This is a genomic window from Pedobacter sp. 10L46_2, assembly GCF_056395165.1.
The window spans coordinates 1-18,060 of record NZ_JBFTIZ010000138.1 but is presented as its reverse complement, the minus strand read 5'-3'; the positions used below and the strand labels follow the sequence as shown (position 1 = coordinate 18,060).

At 37.0% G+C, this 18,060-nt stretch carries 14 protein-coding genes and 2 rRNA genes; 13 read left to right on the top strand and 3 right to left on the bottom strand.

Features of this window, described 5'->3' with window-relative positions:
- The 13 genes from AC1DDX_RS15665 to AC1DDX_RS15605 all read left to right on the top strand — a co-directional run.
- A partial coding sequence (locus AC1DDX_RS15665) for a lysostaphin resistance A-like protein (RefSeq protein WP_477622242.1) occupies nt 1–386 on the top strand: 386 nt, incomplete at its 5' end.
- Between the two features lie 85 nt (nt 387–471).
- Nucleotides 472–1,020 carry a bifunctional pyr operon transcriptional regulator/uracil phosphoribosyltransferase PyrR gene (pyrR, locus tag AC1DDX_RS15660; RefSeq protein ID WP_172659290.1) on the top strand — a complete coding sequence of 183 codons (549 nt, stop codon included), beginning with the start codon at nt 472–474 and terminating at the stop codon, nt 1,018–1,020.
- 1 nt (nt 1,021) lies between these two features.
- A complete protein-coding gene (locus AC1DDX_RS15655; RefSeq protein WP_172659289.1) occupies nt 1,022–1,954 on the top strand; it encodes an aspartate carbamoyltransferase catalytic subunit in 933 nt (310 codons plus the stop codon).
- 287 nt (nt 1,955–2,241) lie between these two features.
- Complete coding sequence (locus AC1DDX_RS15650; protein WP_477622241.1) at nt 2,242–4,992, top strand: tetratricopeptide repeat protein; 2,751 nt, start codon at nt 2,242–2,244, stop codon at nt 4,990–4,992.
- An 11-nt stretch (nt 4,993–5,003) separates the two neighbouring features.
- Complete coding sequence (locus AC1DDX_RS15645) at nt 5,004–6,707, top strand: TonB-dependent receptor (RefSeq protein WP_172659287.1); 1,704 nt, start codon at nt 5,004–5,006, stop codon at nt 6,705–6,707.
- Between the two features lie 54 nt (nt 6,708–6,761).
- Nucleotides 6,762–8,144 carry an HU domain-containing protein gene (locus AC1DDX_RS15640; RefSeq protein WP_288883756.1) on the top strand — a complete coding sequence of 461 codons (1,383 nt, stop codon included), beginning with the start codon at nt 6,762–6,764 and terminating at the stop codon, nt 8,142–8,144.
- A 2-nt stretch (nt 8,145–8,146) separates the two neighbouring features.
- The gene (locus AC1DDX_RS15635; protein ID WP_152542437.1) at nt 8,147–8,857 is read left to right on the top strand and encodes a MotA/TolQ/ExbB proton channel family protein; all 711 of its coding nucleotides are present in this window, start codon (nt 8,147–8,149) and stop codon (nt 8,855–8,857) included.
- Nucleotides 8,857–9,258, top strand: a complete 402-nt coding sequence (locus AC1DDX_RS15630; protein WP_048907142.1) for an ExbD/TolR family protein — start codon at nt 8,857–8,859, stop codon at nt 9,256–9,258. The genes AC1DDX_RS15635 and AC1DDX_RS15630 overlap by 1 nt, the downstream gene beginning before the upstream one ends.
- Nucleotides 9,258–10,073, top strand: a complete 816-nt coding sequence (locus tag AC1DDX_RS15625) for an energy transducer TonB (RefSeq protein WP_288883755.1) — start codon at nt 9,258–9,260, stop codon at nt 10,071–10,073. Before AC1DDX_RS15630 ends, AC1DDX_RS15625 begins: the two co-directional genes overlap by 1 nt.
- Before the next feature lie 43 nt (nt 10,074–10,116).
- Nucleotides 10,117–11,403 carry a bifunctional folylpolyglutamate synthase/dihydrofolate synthase gene (locus AC1DDX_RS15620; protein WP_172659284.1) on the top strand — a complete coding sequence of 429 codons (1,287 nt, stop codon included), beginning with the start codon at nt 10,117–10,119 and terminating at the stop codon, nt 11,401–11,403.
- 105 nt (nt 11,404–11,508) lie between these two features.
- Complete coding sequence (locus AC1DDX_RS15615) at nt 11,509–12,204, top strand: alkaline phosphatase family protein (protein ID WP_477622240.1); 696 nt, start codon at nt 11,509–11,511, stop codon at nt 12,202–12,204.
- A complete protein-coding gene (locus tag AC1DDX_RS15610; protein WP_477622239.1) occupies nt 12,201–13,052 on the top strand; it encodes an alkaline phosphatase family protein in 852 nt (283 codons plus the stop codon). Before AC1DDX_RS15615 ends, AC1DDX_RS15610 begins: the two co-directional genes overlap by 4 nt.
- 85 nt (nt 13,053–13,137) lie before the next feature.
- Nucleotides 13,138–16,500 carry a methylmalonyl-CoA mutase family protein gene (locus AC1DDX_RS15605; RefSeq protein WP_172659283.1) on the top strand — a complete coding sequence of 1,121 codons (3,363 nt, stop codon included), beginning with the start codon at nt 13,138–13,140 and terminating at the stop codon, nt 16,498–16,500.
- A 73-nt stretch (nt 16,501–16,573) separates the two neighbouring features.
- On the opposite strand, the gene AC1DDX_RS15600 is transcribed toward AC1DDX_RS15605, so the two are convergent.
- The 3 genes from AC1DDX_RS15600 to rrf (AC1DDX_RS15590) all read right to left on the bottom strand — a co-directional run bounded on the left by AC1DDX_RS15600 (nt 16,574) and on the right by rrf (AC1DDX_RS15590) (nt 18,039).
- The gene (locus AC1DDX_RS15600; RefSeq protein ID WP_477622238.1) at nt 16,574–17,554 is read right to left on the bottom strand and encodes an acyl-ACP desaturase; all 981 of its coding nucleotides are present in this window, start codon (nt 17,552–17,554) and stop codon (nt 16,574–16,576) included.
- Between the two features lie 239 nt (nt 17,555–17,793).
- A 5S ribosomal RNA gene (rrf, locus tag AC1DDX_RS15595) occupies nt 17,794–17,899 on the bottom strand.
- Between the two features lie 28 nt (nt 17,900–17,927).
- Nucleotides 17,928–18,039, bottom strand: a 5S ribosomal RNA gene (rrf, locus tag AC1DDX_RS15590).
- Nucleotides 18,040–18,060 lie beyond the last annotated feature (21 nt).

The following is an 18,060-nucleotide window of genomic DNA, read 5'->3' as shown; positions in this document are numbered from 1 at the left end:
TTCTTGTTGAGCATTTAAACCACTCGCTCTTCAATACAGATTATTCTTATTACACTATATACAAGCCGCATAAATATGGCAAATACATCATGATTATTTCAGTTGCCTTATTCCCAGCATTATTTGAAGAGCTGGCTTACCGGGGCTATCTGATGCAAAAATTACTAACAATCGTAGACAAAAAAGAGGCCATATACATTACCTCTATTCTATTCTTTTTTATGCACCTCAGCATGACATCATTTTTCTGGATGTTACCTTTTTCAATTGTCCTGGCCCAAATAAGGATTAGCGAAAATACACTTTGGTATGGAATTATAATACATTTCACTTTTAACCTCACGGTATGTATGATGGAGATTTCAACTTTTGATACCTTGATTTAAATTACAACCTAGAATATTTTCAAAAAGCTTACTCAGAGGTTTGGTGTTACAACTTTTTGGCTATATTTGTACAACAATTTAGTCAATGCAAAAGAGAACCCTGCTAGACGGACAAAAATTCCAAATCACAATTAAGCGACTTTGTCATCAATTAATTGAGAATCACATCGATTTTTCTAATACTGTTTTAATAGGTATACAGCCAAGAGGCAGTTACTTTGCCGACAGGGTGCAACAAGAGCTTTCACAAATCCTTAAAAAAACCAACATTAAAAAAGGCAATCTGGACATCACCTTTTTTAGAGATGACTTTAGGAGAAAGGACGGAATAGTTTCTGCAAACAGCAATACCATAGATTTTATAATTGAAGGCCAGAATGTTATCCTTATTGATGACGTATTGTGGACCGGCAGAACAATTAGGGCTGCAATGGATGCATTACTTGCATATGGAAGGCCTGAAAAGGTTGAACTAATGGTGTTAATAGACAGGCGTTTTTCCAGACAACTACCTATCGAGCCAGATTATATAGGCCAGAAGGTAGACAGCCTAAACTCACAAAAGGTTAAGGTAAGCTGGAAAGAAACCGAAGGAGAAGACAAAGTTATCTTATTATCAGAAAGCAATAAATAGTATGGCAGTAGAGAAATTATCAACCCGACATCTTTTAGGTATCAAAGATATTAACCGGAATGATATTGAATTAATTTTTGAAACTGCAGATAACTTTAAGGATGTAATTAACCGACCTATCAAGAGGGTTCCATCTTTGAGAGATATCACCATTGCAAATATCTTCTTCGAAAACTCCACCAGAACCAAACTTTCTTTCGAACTGGCAGAAAAGAGGCTTTCAGCTGATGTGGTTAATTTTGCAGCGTCTTCTTCCTCTGTGAGTAAAGGAGAAACGCTAATAGATACTGTAAACAATATCCTGGCTATGAAAGTGGATATGGTAGTGATGAGACATCCATATGCCGGAGCCGGACAATTTTTAAGTAAGCATATTAAAGCTCAAATTATAAACGCAGGAGATGGTGCACATGAGCATCCCACCCAAGCGCTACTTGATGCTTTTTCCATTCGCCAAAAACTGGGCGATGTAGCCGGAAAAAAAGTAGTAATCGTTGGCGATATCCTGCACTCCAGAGTTGCCATATCAAATATTCTTTGCTTACAAAAGCTTGGTGCTGAGGTGATGGTTTGCGGCCCTACTACTTTAATTCCCAAGCACATCCAAAGCCTTGGTGTAAAGGTTGAACATGATCTGATTAAAGCACTTAACTGGTGTGATGTGGCAAATATGCTCCGCATCCAGCTGGAAAGACAAGACATTAAATATTTCCCTTCATTAAGAGAATACGCCATGATGTATGGGCTGAATAAACAGATTTTGGACAATCTTGATAAAGAAATAATTGTAATGCATCCAGGCCCAATTAATCGCGGTGTAGAGATTACTAGTGATGTTGCTGACAGCAAACAATCAATCATCTTAGAACAGGTAGAAAATGGGGTTGCCGTAAGGATGGCAGTACTTTATTTACTAGCCTCTCAAAGAGATTAACTTTCTTTAACAGCTTTTTTATACCATTTTCTTTTTCTGTTCGTTAAACCTGTGTTATTAACACATGTTAATTTCTTATGCTATCAAGACACAATACTATATCTATATTAGTACCAACCATATTTGAAATCAGATGCAAAAAAAATACTTTTTTATTCCGCTGTTACTAGCAGGCGGCTATACTGCAAGTTATGCCCAGTCGAGCCTACTAGTTAACCTCAATAAAAATTATCAAACAGGACTCGAACTGCTATGCTAAATTCTATGCTGCTGTTTGCGCATTAGAATTGGGCAATAATGATGCAGAGAGTTTATTTCAAAATTTCATAAAAGATTATCCACTTAATCCCAATACAAAACTTGCCTATTTTCATGTAGGAAAATCATATTTTGATCAGAAAAACTACAAGAAAGCATTAGAGTGGTTTGAAAAAACAGATCCTTCTACTCTTTCTGCTAAGCAACGTTTAGAATATCAGTTTAAGCAAGGATACGCTTATTTTTTACAGAACGACATTGAAAAGGCCGAGCCTTTATTTGAAACTGTTAAAAAAGAAAAATCTCCTTTCCAGGAAAGTGCTACCTATTATTTTGCGTACATCAATTACCTGAACAAAGAATATAAAACTGCATTAAGCAACTTTGAGAAACTTAAAGGATCTCCAACATACGAAGCTAGTTACCCTTATTACATTACTTCAATGTATTATCTTGATGAAAGATATGATGATGTATTAGAATACGCCCTGCCCATTCTTAAATCTTCAAAACAACAATATGAGGCAGAGATGTTAAGTCTTATTGCTGCTTCATATTTTGCAAAATCTGATTTTGTAAATGCAGAGAAGTATTTCAAAGAGTTCTACGCTAAAGATAAATCAAATGTTAAAAATAACCTTTTCATTTATCAATACGGATACTCGTTATTTCAATTGAAAAGATATCCTGAATCAGTTTCAATTTTGGAAAAGCTTGATACGGATGATGTATACCTTCAAAGCGGGATGTACACTTTAGGTCGCTCTTTCATTATTCTTAAAGACAAAGAGAAAGCAAGAAGTGCCTTCTTCAGGGCATCAAGACTTGATTTTGATAAAGTTATACAAGAAGAATCATGGATCAATTATGCAAGGTTAAGTTATGAACTAGACTTTAATCAGCAAGCTCTTGAAGCGACCCAGAACTTTTTAAAACAGTTTCCAACTTCTCGCAAAATTAACGAAGCAAAAACCTTACTTGGAGAAATTCTATTGACCAGTAAAAACTATCAGGCTGCAATAGATATTCTTGAACCGATTCAAAGCAAATCGCCAGAGGCCAGAGAAGCTTATCAAAAAGTGACTTACTTTAGAGGACTGGAGTTTTATAACGAACGAGCATTCCCTAACGCTTTATCAATGTTCTTACGTTCTGAGAAGTTCCCCGAGGATAAAGAAATTCACGCATTAAGTACGTATTGGAAAGCCGAGGCTTCTTACGAATTAAGAAAATTTGGTGAAGCTGTTAAACATTTCGAAACATTCCTTGGAATGCCTGATGCTGATAAAACCGGGGTTTATAATTTTGCAAATTATGCCCTTGCCTACGCTGCATTTGAAAACGAAAGCTACGGAAAAGCAGCTACATACTTTGAACGCTTCTTAGCGGGTAACGATAAGGATCAAAAAACAGTTAACGATGCCATCATAAGGTTAGCTGACTCTTATTTTGTAAATAAAAGTTACGGCAATGCACTTGTAAACTATAACAAGATCATCAATGCCAGATCTACGGGCGAAGATTATGCACTTTTTCAACGTGGTATGATCCAGGGATTGGAAAATCAAAATGAGGCTAAAATTGGAACCATGCAGGATCTTCTTAAACAGTTCCCTAATTCTAATTATGCTGATGATGCTGGTTTCGAAACTGCCTATACTTATTTCAATATTGGCAATTTCGATAAATCTAGTACAGATCTTATTAGTTTAGTTAGTTTATATCCTAATAGCAGTTATGTTCCAAGAGCCTTGGTTACCATTGGCCTTGTTCAATATAATCAGGATAAAGACGATCAGGCATTAGAGTCATTCAAAAAAGTAATCAGAGATTACGCCAGTAGCGAAGAAGCAAAACAGGCATTAGAATCTATTAAAAATATCTATGTTGACCGTGGTGATTCACAAGGTTTCATCACCTATGCTAATTCTACTCCCCTAGGTAATTTCTCCGAAGCAGAACAAGATAATATAGTTTTCCAGGGAGCAAATAACCTTTATTTAAAAGGCGACTTCAAAGGTGCTTTTGAAGCTGTAAATGCTTATTTTGATAAGTATCCGAAAGCAATACATGACAAAGAAGCTAAGTTTGTTAGAGCTGAGTCATTGGTTAAGCTTGGTCGCCCTCTGGAAGCTGTTGCAGATTATGAGTACATTCTTAATGACTGGACAAGTGATTATACTGAACGTTCACTGGTAAGTATTTCTCAATTGTTTTTAGATCAGAAGAAATATAACGAAGCAATTGTTTACCTAAAAAGACTAGAAACTACTGCCGATTACAAAGTTCACCATAGTTACGCTATAAATAACCTCCTGAAAGCCTACGACGCATTAAAGATGCCTGATGATATGATCAAGTATGTTCAGTTGATTAAAGAGTCTGAAAAAGGTTCTGAGGAAGAGAAGAACAGTGCTGATCTATATGCGGGTAAGGCCTATTTATTAAAGGCCGATACAACAAGTGCAGTAAAAGCCTTCAATAATGTAGTAAGTAAAACTAAAACCCTGGCAGCAGCCGAAGCTAAATACAATATTGCTGCAGTACAATATGCCAAAGGTGATTATAAAACCTCAACTAAAACATGTTTTGATCTGATTAACAATATGGCCTCTTATGACTATTGGGTTGCCAAATCGTTCCTTTTATTGGCAGATAATTATGTAGCTCTAAAAGATAAGTTACAAGCTAAAAGTACGCTCTTAAGTATTATCGACAATTATGAAGGCAAGGATGATATCGTTCCAACTGCTAAAGAGAAATTAGAAAAAATTAAATAAGATTAAGCGACATGAGATTAACTAAATTAATATATAGTACCCTTTTCTTTATCACAGCTACATCCCTAGGGTTGAAAGCTCAGGATACAAAGACTACAGAAAAGAAGACGGATGAGAAGGCTGTTACCGAAGAAATTGAAGTTGTAAGACCTTACAAACCTATTTTAGCAGAGGCAGTAAAACTGAGAAGAAGCCCTGATCTGAATGATATAAAAACATATAAGGCTAAATTTAACTATAGCCTTACAGATAGAAAATTAGAACTAAATTCCGACATTAATAAATTACAAGCCCAGGAAGTAGTTGCCGAAAAACAAGAAGAGCTAATAAACAACTATATTAAAGGTGGTTTCGGATCTGCGAAAACTATTTTTGGCGAGGCCTATATAAACCTGGGCCGTGATGAGGCTATGCAAGCTGGTGGATATTTTCAACATTTTAGTCAGTCAGGCAAGCTAAATAAACAACAGTCTAGTCAGCAAAAACTTAGTGTTTTTGGCCGTAGCATTGGCGATGTTGTTACCTTAAGTGGTCGTGTTAATTTTCAAAGAAACGGATTATATTTCTATGGCATTGATAAGAACAATCCGACATTAAATCCCGATCCTGAAAAACAAACACTTAATTTCTTTGAAGCAGAAGGGGAACTTGTAAATAAATACACAGAAGATCCCGACGCCCTTAGTTATGCATTGAAACTTAACGGATATATCTGGAGTGATAAATTTAATGCCAAAGAAAACTCAGTTGTTTTAAATGGATATGTAAATAAGAGAATCAGTAAGTTTAACTTAGGTCTTGCTGCATCAACTGAATTCGGAAGCACTAAAGATGAGCTAGTAAGTGTTGGCAACAATCTTTTAAAGTTAAATCCTTATATCAGATTACAGGCCAGCGGTGTAAAAATAACCGCTGGAATTAATTTTGTACAGGAATTTGGCGCATTCTCATCAAGTAGGATTTTCCCGGCTGTTACAGCTGATTTTACATTAATACCTGATTACCTGCAAATATTTGGAGAAGTAAAAGGTGATGTAAACCGTAGTTCTTTAAAACAATTTAGTGATGAGAATCCATTCTTGAACAACAATATTACCATCAGAAATTCTATCGAAAAACTAAGTATCAGTGGCGGTATTAAAGGCACAGGCGGTCCTGGTTTTGGATACAAAGCAAGAGTATACCACAAGAGCATTGAAGACATGCCATTGTTCGTAAACAACTTTTCAAATTTCAATAAATTTGATGTGATCTACGATTTCGGAACTATGAAACTTATTGGAATAGAAGGGGAACTCTCTGTACAGGTAAGTGATGCCTTAAAATGGACAGGTAAATTAAATTTTGAAGATTATAAACCAGCCGCAGAAACACAAAGCTGGTTTAAACCTCAAATGCGTTTAAGTTCTGATCTATCATATGTGATCAACAAAAAAGTAACCCTTAATGCTTCTGTAGCGCTTCAGGATGATAGCAAAGCAAAAATTTATACTGCAGCTCCTGCTAATCCTTATTATACACCTGATCCTGCAAATGAAACAGTAGTTACTGTTAAGGGATTTGTCGATCTAGGAGCCGGAGTATCATATAAAATAAATAATAAGTTTTCTGCATTCGCGAGAGCCAACAATTTGTTAAACTCATCGTATAGCAGATACCTGCATTATGAGGTAATTGGGCTCAATGTTTTCGGAGGTATAAGCTACTCATTCTAATAGGTTTTTAATTAATAATTGGTTGATACGGAATTAAAATTTATTTTTACCAGAATGGATATCTTATCATACCTTACTGAACTTATAAAAACTCGTAAAGAAGTTGGAATTTCTGGACTGGGTACTTTTTATAAAAAGAAATCGCCAGGAAGGTACGATGTTGAAACACACTCTTTTCTGCCGCCAAGTTATACTTTGGCATTTGCAGAAGAGAATAGAGAATCTCAATCTCTTATCGCCTACATCAGTAAAAAAAGGAACGTATCAACCGAGGCGGCTACTTATTATATTGACCAGTTTACTGATGAGACAATAAAGCTGCTTTCCGAGAAGCAATACGCTGATTTTGGAGAAATAGGTATACTATCTGGCACACCCGGAAACTTAATTTTCAACCCCAAAGATCAACTAAACTTTGGCTTTGACTTTTATGGTTTACCTCCTTTAAAAGAAGACGCAACTGCCATTATTAATGAAAACATTGCGGAACCTGAAATAGCTGATGAACCAGCTATTGAACAACCACTTTCTTTTGAACAAGAGCCTATCATTACAGAAGAGCAATTGAATCTTGAAGATAATAATGCCGATTTGAGTGATGGATCAGATGAGATAGAAGTTATTGTTCATCATCATGAAGAAAAACCTGCACGGGATGACCAACCTGTTTATGACGAGATATCAGAAGTTAAAATAGCCCAAAAACCTGCCTCTTCAATTTCGATTGAAACCCCAGAGGGTTTAGATGATGACTCAAATGTTGTTGAAGAGCCTATTGCTCCAAAAGTTACCAATACTCCATTCTTTAACACACCAAGTCCACTAGAGCCACAGATTGCTGAACCAATAGAGATTGAAGAAGAAAATCAGGGACTTCCGTTCTACCTAAAAATTATTATTGCCTTTGCAATAATAGTAGCAATAGGATTGGCCGCGTATTTTATTAAGCCCGAACTTTTTAATGGTGCTTTAAATAAATCCGACAATGGTCTTCACGATAATTCTGAACTGATCAAAAATAATGATAAAATCAAAACTGATTCAATTGCCCAGGCAGATAGTATCAGAATAGCTAACGAGAGAGCAATACAAACTGCAGATTCAATAAAAAAGGATAGTTTGGCTGTTAGTCCTGCTCCAACGCCAGCTGTTTCCGGAGCTACAGTTAGTGGCCCTGAAGGTCCTGTTACATGGGAGGTTATTGGTGCTTCAGTAATTAATCAAAAGGAAGCAGATAAATTTATCGCCCAAATGAAAGCAATAGGTATAACTGCAAAAGTTATCCCAACCCTTCCTGGTAAAAGGAGATTGAAAATTAGCATTGCAACATTTAAAGATGAGGAAAGTGCAAGGGAAGGACGCAAACTGCTAGTTACAAAATTAAAAGATCCAGGAATTTATATACATCAAAATAAACACACACACAAACCACAATAAATATGATCGTTTTATTACAAGGTGCAACTGATACCGCTAACAAGCTTATTGATACCGCTAATAACTTAAACCAAGCAATTACAACTGCCCCACCAGAGCTTCATTTCATAGACCTTTTATTTAAAGGCGGATGGGTAATGCTCCCTTTAGCTTTTTTGGCATTTTTGGGATTAGTGATCTTTGTTGAAAGATACCTGACAATAAGAAAAGCTTCTAAAACTGAATCAAATCTAATGCTTCAGATTAAGCAATACATTCATGATGGAAGATTAGAAAATGCAATAACTTTATGTCGCAATAATAACTCTCCATTGGCAAGAATGCTTGAGAAAGGATTAAAACGTATTGGTCGCCCTATTAAAGATATTGAAGCTGCCATTGAAAACAACGGAAAATTAGAAGTATCGAAATTAGAGAAAAACATAGGCATATTAGGAATTATTGCAGGTATTGCTCCCATGCTTGGTTTCGTAGGAACAATTATTGGGGTAATTACTATTTTCCATGACGTTTCCATTAAGGGTGCTATTGAAATTGGTACAATTTCTGGTGGTCTTTATACAAAAATGATTACCTCAGCAACAGGACTGATCATAGGTATTATTGCTTATGTGCTATATCATATTTTAAATATGATGGTTGAGCGTATAATTTTAAGAATGGAAACTGATGCTATCGAATTTATTGATCTATTAGAGGAGCCAGGAAAATAATGAATTTACGCAAAAGAAATAAAGGAACTGTAGAAGTACATACCTCTGCTTTGAACGACATCATGTTCTTCCTGCTTTTGTTTTTTCTATTGGCATCAGCTGTAGTTAATCCACAGGTAGTGAAGTTATTATTACCTCGTTCAGAAGCAGGACAACAATCTAATTCCCAAAAAACCGTTACTATATCCATAGATGATAATTTAAATTATTTTGTAGATAAGCAACCTACTAAGCCTGAAAATATTCTGGCTGTAGTTGAAACCATGCAAAAGGCATCACCAGATTTAACTATAGTCGTTTACGCTGAAAGAAAGGTTTCCATTGAAAACGTGATGTCTATCTACGATGTAGGTAACAAATTGAAACTCAAAGTTGTACTCGCTGTAGAACCTAAGAAATAATGACTTATCCTAAAGAAGAAAACAATTATCCCAAGGCACTGGCAATATCTACCGGTATCATGGCTGCATTGCTTGCTTTAAGCTTCTTTATCGTTATAGGAAGCTTTGAGCCTGAAGAAGCAGGTATGGGGGGTATGGTTGTTAACTATGGAACTTCTCCTACAGGTATGGGATCAGATTACACCAGTATAGAAGAGCCATCTGCCGATCCGAATGCAAATAACCGTAAACCAGATAAAGTTACACCAGAAGAAGTAACTAAAGAGACTCCTACTCCACAAACAAGCGAAAAAGAGATCGTTACGCAAAACTCTGAAGATGCCGTAGTTGTAAAGAGTAAAGCAACTAAAAAAGAAGCAACTCCTACTGCTACTAATACAGAGACAAAACCGTCAAAACCAGTTGTGAATCAAAATGCCCTCTACAAAGGAAAATCCAGTAAGGGAGCTGGTGCAGGTGATGGAACAGGTGATACACCAGGAAATCAAGGGAGTAAAAATGGAGATCCGCTAGCTAATAATTATGGCGAAGGGGGATCTGGTTTTGGGGAAACTCCCATTGCATTAAGGAAATTCACAAACCTGGTTACTCCACAGGACGATGGTCAGAAAACTGGTAAAATCGCTGTACGCATAAAAATAAACAAAGCCGGTCTTGTTATAGATGCTACTCCCGGAGTTAAAGGAACTACCCTAAATGATAGGGAATTATGGCAAAAATGCAAGGAAGCTTTAATGGGTGCTCGCTTAGCGCCATCAGAAACCGCCCCAGATATTCAAATTGGTGTAGTTGTTTTCAACTTTAAAGTTAAATAATCAGGTAGCTTTGATACTTTTGTGATGTTATTAAGCATCAGAAATGAATTACGAACAAACCATAGATTATTTATACCGCAAACTACCAATGTTTACCAGGGTGGGTGCTGTTGCCTTTAAAAAAGATTTGCACAATACCATCGCTATGTGCGAAAGGCTGGATAATCCGCAAAATAATTTTAAGACGATACATATTGGCGGCACAAATGGGAAAGGTTCAACCTCCCATATGTTAGCCGCCATTTTTCAACAAGCGGGTTATAAAACCGGATTGTATACCTCTCCTCATTTAAAGGATTTCAGGGAACGCATCAGAATTAACGGCGAAATGGTTTCTAAAGATTTCGTCATAGATTTTGTTGATCAACAACAAGAAATAATTGAGGAACTTAGTCCTTCTTTTTTTGAAGTTACCGTAGCCATGGCATTTTCATATTTTTCTGAACAGAATGTGGATATTGCTATAATTGAAGTAGGTTTGGGTGGACGATTAGACTCAACAAACATTATAACTCCAGAATTGTCTGTTATCACCAATATTAGTCTTGATCACACCAACATCCTCGGCAATACATTAAGGGAAATTGCAGGAGAAAAAGCTGGAATTATAAAACCAGGTATTCCTGTCGTAATTGGGGAAAGCCATCCAGAAACAGATCAGGTTTTTATTCAAAAAGCAAAGGAGACACAAAGCCTGATTCTTTTTGCCGACAAGCAATTGCAAATTAGCAAGTCAGTTAAAGAAGATGAGTATTTAAAAGTTTCCATCTCGCAGAATGGAAATGTATTGATTGAAAATCTCTTGCTTGATCTTACTGGAACGTACCAATTAAAGAATATTTTAACTGTTATTCAGGCAGTCGAGACTTTAAGGGCATTAGATTTTAAGATTGATAATGATGCACTTTATGCTGCATTAAAAGAGGTAAAAGGTTTGACCGGTTTAATGGGGCGCTGGCAAATATTAAGTAAAAACCCTTTAATAGTTTGTGATACCGGGCATAATATTGCAGGTATAACAGAAGTGATGCAAAACATCAACGATACACCACATAATAAACTTCATGTTGTAATTGGGATGGTGAAGGATAAAGACATAAGTGGTGTATTAAATCTTCTTCCTGCAAAAGCCACGTATTATTTTTGCCAACCACAACTAGAAAGGGCACTGCCTGCTCAGGAACTTGCAAGTGAAGCAGAAAACCATGGGCTAAAAGGATTCGTATTTCCAACTGTCGAACTTGCAATAAATGCAGCTAAGAAAAATGCAAATGCCGATGACCTTATTTATATAGGTGGAAGTACTTTCGTAGTGGCCGAAATACCATAAAACTTTTACACTATATTAAACGATACCTATGGCCAAGTAATTAACTTTATAAAATCCTAATAAAACTGTTCTCTTGCCTTATAAACTCTAAAAATTCAACAAATAATGATGAAAAGAATTATCCTTTTATTTACCATTTTAGCCCTGTTCTCGACGGGATCAATAGCACAAAAAAAAACAGCACTAGCAAAAAACACATCTTCTAATACATTAAACAGACCAAAATTAGTTGTAGGCTTAGTTGTTGATCAAATGAGATGGGACTATCTGTATCGTTACTATAGCAGATATTCAAATGGTGGATTTAAGCGAATGGTAAATGAAGGGTTCTCTGCTGAGAATACTTTTATTCCATACACTCCTACCTATACAGCATGCGGACACTCGAGTATCTATACCGGATCAGTTCCAGCTATTAACGGGATCATTGGAAACGATTGGTACGATCCACAATTAAAACGAGGAGTTTATTGTGCCGAAGATACCACAGTTAAAACGGTAGGTAGTGATACCAGAGCTGGCTTAATGTCTCCTAAAAACTTACTTACCACAACCATTACTGATGAACTTCGTTTAGCTACAAACTTTAAAAGTAAAGTAATTGGCATATCACTAAAAGACAGAGGATCAATTTTACCAGCAGGTCATTCTGCAAATGCGGCCTATTGGTTTGATGGGGGAACTGGCGATTGGATCAAAGCACTAGCGACAACAAAGAGTATGAAGGAAAATCTAGAGGAGAACAAACCCCTACCTTCCCTCATCCTTTCAAATTGTATGCAGGAAAGAATTATGAAATGATAAAAAGTTCTCCTTATGGAAATACAATGACTTTAGAGTTGGCCAAACTTGCTATAAATTCAGAGCACCTTGGTGAGGGAAGTTCCACTGATTTCCTTGCTGTCAGCTGTTCTGCAACAGACTATGTTGGACATCAATATGGGCCAAATTCAATAGAAGCAGAGGACACGTACCTAAGGTTAGATAAAGATTTGGAACAGTTCTTTAATTATCTGGATACTAAAATTGGCAAAGGAAATTATCTAGTGTTTTTATCTGCTGATCATGGGGCAGCGCATGTTCCAGGTTTTATGACTGAGAATAAACTACCTGGGGGGCTATTCAATGACTCTCCGGTTATAAAGAGTTTAAATACTACAATTGAAGAAAAATTTAAAGTAAAAAAGGCAATCATCACTTCTACTAACAGCCAGTTTTACTTCAACCATCAGGCAATTAAGGACGCCAATGCCGACTTTGATGCAATAAAAGCATTAACAATTGCAACAATAAAGGAGCAAGATGGAGTTATGGATGCAGTAGATCTCACTAAATTAGCTAGTTCTACCCTACCTGAACCAATAAAGAAAGCCATTACTAATGGATATAATGCACGTAGAAGTGGCGATGTTTATTATATATTGAAATCAAACTATTTCGAAGGCGGAAAAACAGGAACAACTCATGGTGCATGGTTCCCATATGACTCGCACATTCCGTGTGTATTTATGGGATGGAATGTAAAACCAGGAAAAACAAATAAAACTCATTACATGACAGATATTGCAGCTACCCTGGCTGCAATGCTCCATATTCAGATGCCTAGTGGCTGTATAGGCGAACCTATAACAGAACTAACACATCAATAAAATCTTTATAGGTACAAGAAGGCCACTCAAGAATATTTTTGAGTGGCCTTTTTGTTACCTTTGATTACCAATTATTAAACCAGCTATGGAACAAATTGAAATCTATAAGCCCAAACATAAAATCCGTTTTGTAACTGCCGCGGCATTATTTGACGGACATGATGCTACAATCAATATCATGAGAAGGATTCTTCAATCCTCGGGGGCAGAAGTAATACATTTAGGCCATAATCGCTCGGTTGAAGAAGTTGTAAACTGCGCTATACAGGAAGATGTTCAAGGGATTGCGATGACTTCCTATCAAGGTGGTCATATCGAATATTTTAAATATATGTATGATTTGCTTCAGGAACGTGGGGCACCCCATATCAAAATATTTGGTGGTGGTGGTGGTGTGATCCTGCCTTCGGAAATTGCGGAATTACAGGCTTACGGTATTACAAGAATCTATTCCCCTGATGATGGCCGTAAAATGGGGTTGCAAGGCATGATTAATAATATGCTTGAACAAACTGATTTCATCACTACAAAATCTTTAAATGGGGAATTAAAAAACATCCCAAAAAAAGATATCAAAAGTATTGCTGCAGCAATCACAGTTGCAGAAAATGATCCAGATGCTGCTCAATCTTTCGTAAACGAGTTAAAAAAACTGACTATCAACAACAATGCTCCGGTACTTGGTATTACAGGAACTGGTGGATCTGGTAAGTCATCCTTAGTTGACGAGTTGGTAAGAAGATTCCTAACAGAGGTAAAAGATAAAACACTTGCAATTATCTCAGTTGATCCATCAAAGCGCAAAACTGGAGGCGCCTTACTTGGAGATAGGATCAGGATGAATGCAATAAATAATTCCCGAATATATATGCGCTCATTGGCTACAAGGCAAGCCAATTTAGCACTTTCAAAAAACGTTCAGGAGAGCATTGATATCTGCAAAGCTGCAGGTTATGATCTAATTATAGTTGAGACTTCCGGTATTGGGCAATCAGATACTGAAATAACGGAGCATTGCGACATCTCTTTATATGTAATGACTCCCGAGTTCGGTGCAGCTACCCAGTTGGAAAAGATTGATATGCTCGATTTTGCTGACCTTGTTGCCATCAATAAGTTCGATAAGCGTGGTGCCCTGGATGCTTTACGTGATGTCCGAAAACAATTTAAACGCAATCACAATCTGTTCACTGCAGATGACGACAGTCTTCCTGTTTATGGTACAATGGCTTCTCAATTTAACGATCCGGGCATGAACAATCTCTTTACTGCCTTAATGCAAAAGATAAAGGAAAAGACAGGAATCGATTTTAAAGCCCAAATGGAGCTTATAGGAGGAGAATCCGAAAAGATTTATATAATTCCCCCAGACAGAATACGATATCTCGCAGAGATCGCTGAATCTAGCCAGACATACAATGAATGGGTAGATAAACAAGCTGCAATTGCTAGAAAAATGTATCAATTACAAGGTGTTATTGATCTTTCAACTGAGGAAAACCTAACAAACACCTTAAAAGAGATTTATCAACATCAAGAGGAACAACTGGATGGAGAATGTAGGAAATTACTGCGCCAATGGCCCGAGACTAAAACCAAATACCAGCAAAAGTTCTTTGTATATAAGGTAAGAGATAAAGAGATCAAACAACCACTCTTTTACGAATCACTCTCTAAATTGCAAATCCCAAAGGTATCGCTCCCTCGATATAAGGATTGGGGCGACATTCTTCAGTGGTTATTGACAGAGAATGTCCCTGGTGAATTCCCGTATGCCGCCGGTGTTTTTCCCTTAAAACGCGAAGGAGAAGACCCAACCCGCATGTTTGCAGGAGAAGGTGGACCAGAAAGAACCAATAAAAGATTTCATTATGTATCCTTAGGTCAGCCTGCACACCGCTTATCCACGGCCTTTGATTCTGTAACTCTTTACGGAGAAGATCCACATGTACGCCCCGACATTTATGGCAAAATAGGCAACTCTGGTGTAAGTATAGCAACTCTCGATGATGCTAAAAAATTATACTCCGGTTTTGATCTTTGTGCTTCATCAACCTCAGTGTCCATGACAATAAATGGGCCCGCACCTATGTTATTAGGATTTTTCATGAATGCAGCAATAGATCAGCAATGCGAGAAATACATAATTGAAAATGGACTACAAAAAGAAGTAGAGAACAAAATTCTTTCGATATATAAGGAAAAGGGACAGCAAAGACCAACATATAATGGCTCTTTACCTGAGGGGAACGATGGTCTGGGATTAATGCTTCTTGGCGTAACCGGCGATAAGGTATTACCAGCAGATGTATACGTTAAAATTAAAGCACATGCCATAAGTACCGTGCGCGGCACTGTCCAGGCAGATATTCTTAAGGAAGATCAGGCACAAAACACCTGTATTTTCTCTACTGAATTTGCCCTAAGGATGATGGGTGACATTCAAAACTATTTTATTACCGAAAAAGTACGCAACTTCTATTCAGTATCAATCTCCGGATATCATATTGCTGAAGCAGGTGCAAATCCAATATCTCAACTTGCCTTTACATTGAGTAATGGTTTTACTTTTGTTGAATATTATCTGAGCAGAGGAATGAACATTGATGATTTTGCGCCTAATCTATCTTTCTTCTTCTCTAACGGCATCGATCCTGAATATTCGGTGATTGGCCGTGTAGCAAGGCGTATATGGGCTAAAGCAATTAAAAACAAATACAAAGGAAATGATAGGTCCCAAAAACTGAAATATCATATCCAGACCTCAGGCCGTTCATTGCATGCTCAGGAAATTGATTTTAATGATATACGCACAACCTTACAGGCTTTATATGCAATCTATGATAACTGTAATTCTCTTCACACAAATGCTTATGACGAGGCTATAACGACTCCAACCGAAGAATCTGTGCGCAGGGCGATGGCTATTCAGTTGATCATTAACAGAGAACTAGGCTTAGCTAAAAATGAAAACCCACTGCAAGGAGCCTTTATCATTGAAGATTTAACTGATCTGGTTGAGGAGGCAGTATTGTTAGAGTTTAAACGTATTAATGACAGAGGAGGGGTATTAGGAGCAATGGAAACCATGTATCAGCGTGGTAAAATACAGGAAGAAAGCTTATACTACGAGACGTTGAAACATACTGGTGAATATCCTATTGTAGGGGTAAATACCTTTCTAAATAAAAATGGCTCACCTACAATAATACCCGGAGAGGTAATTAGAGCAACAGAAGAAGAAAAACAATATCAAATTACAGCACTTAAGACCTTTCAAGATAGAAATTCAGACTTGTCGGCAGCAGCACTAAAAAAACTTCAAAAAACTGCTATTGCCGGAGAGAATATATTTAATGAACTTATGGAAGTATGTAAGATATGTTCTTTAGGTCAAATCTCTAATGCACTTTATGAGGTTGGGGGCCAATATAGACGAAATATGTAAAACAATTAATACTAAAAAAGGCCTGAATTCTTAAACTCAGGCCTTTTTTAGTATTAAAAGATACAGCTTTTAGTTAAGCATGAATCCAGCTAAATTTATAGTCCATTGTTGGATTGTTCATTCTCTCAGCAACGCGCAACAGCCTGTTTGGTAAAGCCATGATAYAATCACGTGCTTTTTCTCCGGCTTCATTTAAATCACGCATACTTTCTAACTTCCACTCTTCAATTAACTGTTGCATGATTTCCACATAATCAATCGCAGTATACACTCCTAAACGTTGAGCAGCATCAGTAAAATGTCCGAATGTTTGTCCAATTTTCATACCCATTTCGCGTAAAAAGTGAGCAGGCATTACGATTTTCTTTCTCATCATATCTTCAAAAGCGACCATAGCCTCATTTGGATCAACTTCAAATATTTTCGACATAAAATCTTTATATGCCTTTGCATGACGTGCTTCATCAGATGCAATTACTCCACACATTTTAGAAAGTAATGTGTCACCATCCTTTTTAGCTAAAGAAGCTACTCTCCTGTGAGAAATATTTGTAGCTAACTCCTGAAAACTAGTATATATAAAATTTCTATATGGATCATGGCCGGTTCCTATATCAAACCCATCTGCAATTAAGTATTGAGTTGATATTTCCATCTGGCGCATATCAACGCGACCTGACAAGTAAAGATATTTATTTAATAGGTCACCATGCCTGTTTTCCTCCGCAGTCCAGTGACGTACCCATTTCATCCATCCACCTTGTTCATTTCTAGTAATCCCGTCCACCATACAAAGCCACGACTCGTATGTCGGTAATGCTTCTTCCGTAATTGTATCACCTATTAAAACAGCTACAAGATCATAAGAAAGATCCTTAGCATTCTCACGTAATAATTTTATATCCTGGTAGAAAGTTTCACTAGTAGAATCGGGCAAAAAATCAGATGGCTGCCAATTTGTATCAATCGGTTTCAGGTATGTTTCCATCATATCAAGCATATAGCCTTCTATATGTAACATTACTTCCCTTCTCTTTTCCGCGAATAAATTCATTCGTTTATATTATTTTAAATTTGTATCAAATATACCAAAATTATTGCATAAAGATGGTTGCACCAATACTTTATTAAGAAATAATCTAAGGCCCCTATCCCCTTATCTGGTTGATTATTATGTAAGGTATTTATGAATATAAGAATAACATAGCATTCATCAAGAAGGTTTTTCTTTCAGAAATGTATATAAACACAAAAACCCTGCAGCGTTTAGCTGCAGGGTTTTGCTTAAGATTTGGCACCGACCTACTCTCCCACGTGTTACCGCAGTACCATCGGCTCTGGTGGGCTTAACTTCTCTGTTCGGAATGGGAAGAGGTGGACACCACCGATATAGGCCTGCAGCGTTTAGCTGCAGGGTTTTGCTTAAGATTTGGCACCGACCTACTCTCCCACGTGTTACCGCAGTACCATCGGCTCTGGTGGGCTTAACTTCTCTGTTCGGAATGGGAAGAGGTGGACACCACCGATATAGGCACCTAAATATTTTTAAAGTTATCTTGT

Coding starts and splice junctions, on each gene's coding strand:
- AC1DDX_RS15605 (WP_172659283.1), top strand. CDS start 13,138: ATGGAACAAATTGAAATCTATAAGCCCAAACATAAAATCCGTTTTGTA.
- AC1DDX_RS15630 (WP_048907142.1), top strand. CDS start 8,857: ATGAATTTACGCAAAAGAAATAAAGGAACTGTAGAAGTACATACCTCT.
- AC1DDX_RS15610 (WP_477622239.1), top strand. CDS start 12,201: ATGATAAAAAGTTCTCCTTATGGAAATACAATGACTTTAGAGTTGGCC.
- AC1DDX_RS15640 (WP_288883756.1), top strand. CDS start 6,762: ATGGATATCTTATCATACCTTACTGAACTTATAAAAACTCGTAAAGAA.
- AC1DDX_RS15620 (WP_172659284.1), top strand. CDS start 10,117: ATGAATTACGAACAAACCATAGATTATTTATACCGCAAACTACCAATG.
- AC1DDX_RS15645 (WP_172659287.1), top strand. CDS start 5,004: ATGAGATTAACTAAATTAATATATAGTACCCTTTTCTTTATCACAGCT.
- AC1DDX_RS15615 (WP_477622240.1), top strand. CDS start 11,509: ATGATGAAAAGAATTATCCTTTTATTTACCATTTTAGCCCTGTTCTCG.
- AC1DDX_RS15655 (WP_172659289.1), top strand. CDS start 1,022: ATGGCAGTAGAGAAATTATCAACCCGACATCTTTTAGGTATCAAAGAT.
- AC1DDX_RS15635 (WP_152542437.1), top strand. CDS start 8,147: ATGATCGTTTTATTACAAGGTGCAACTGATACCGCTAACAAGCTTATT.
- AC1DDX_RS15625 (WP_288883755.1), top strand. CDS start 9,258: ATGACTTATCCTAAAGAAGAAAACAATTATCCCAAGGCACTGGCAATA.
- pyrR (WP_172659290.1), top strand. CDS start 472: ATGCAAAAGAGAACCCTGCTAGACGGACAAAAATTCCAAATCACAATT.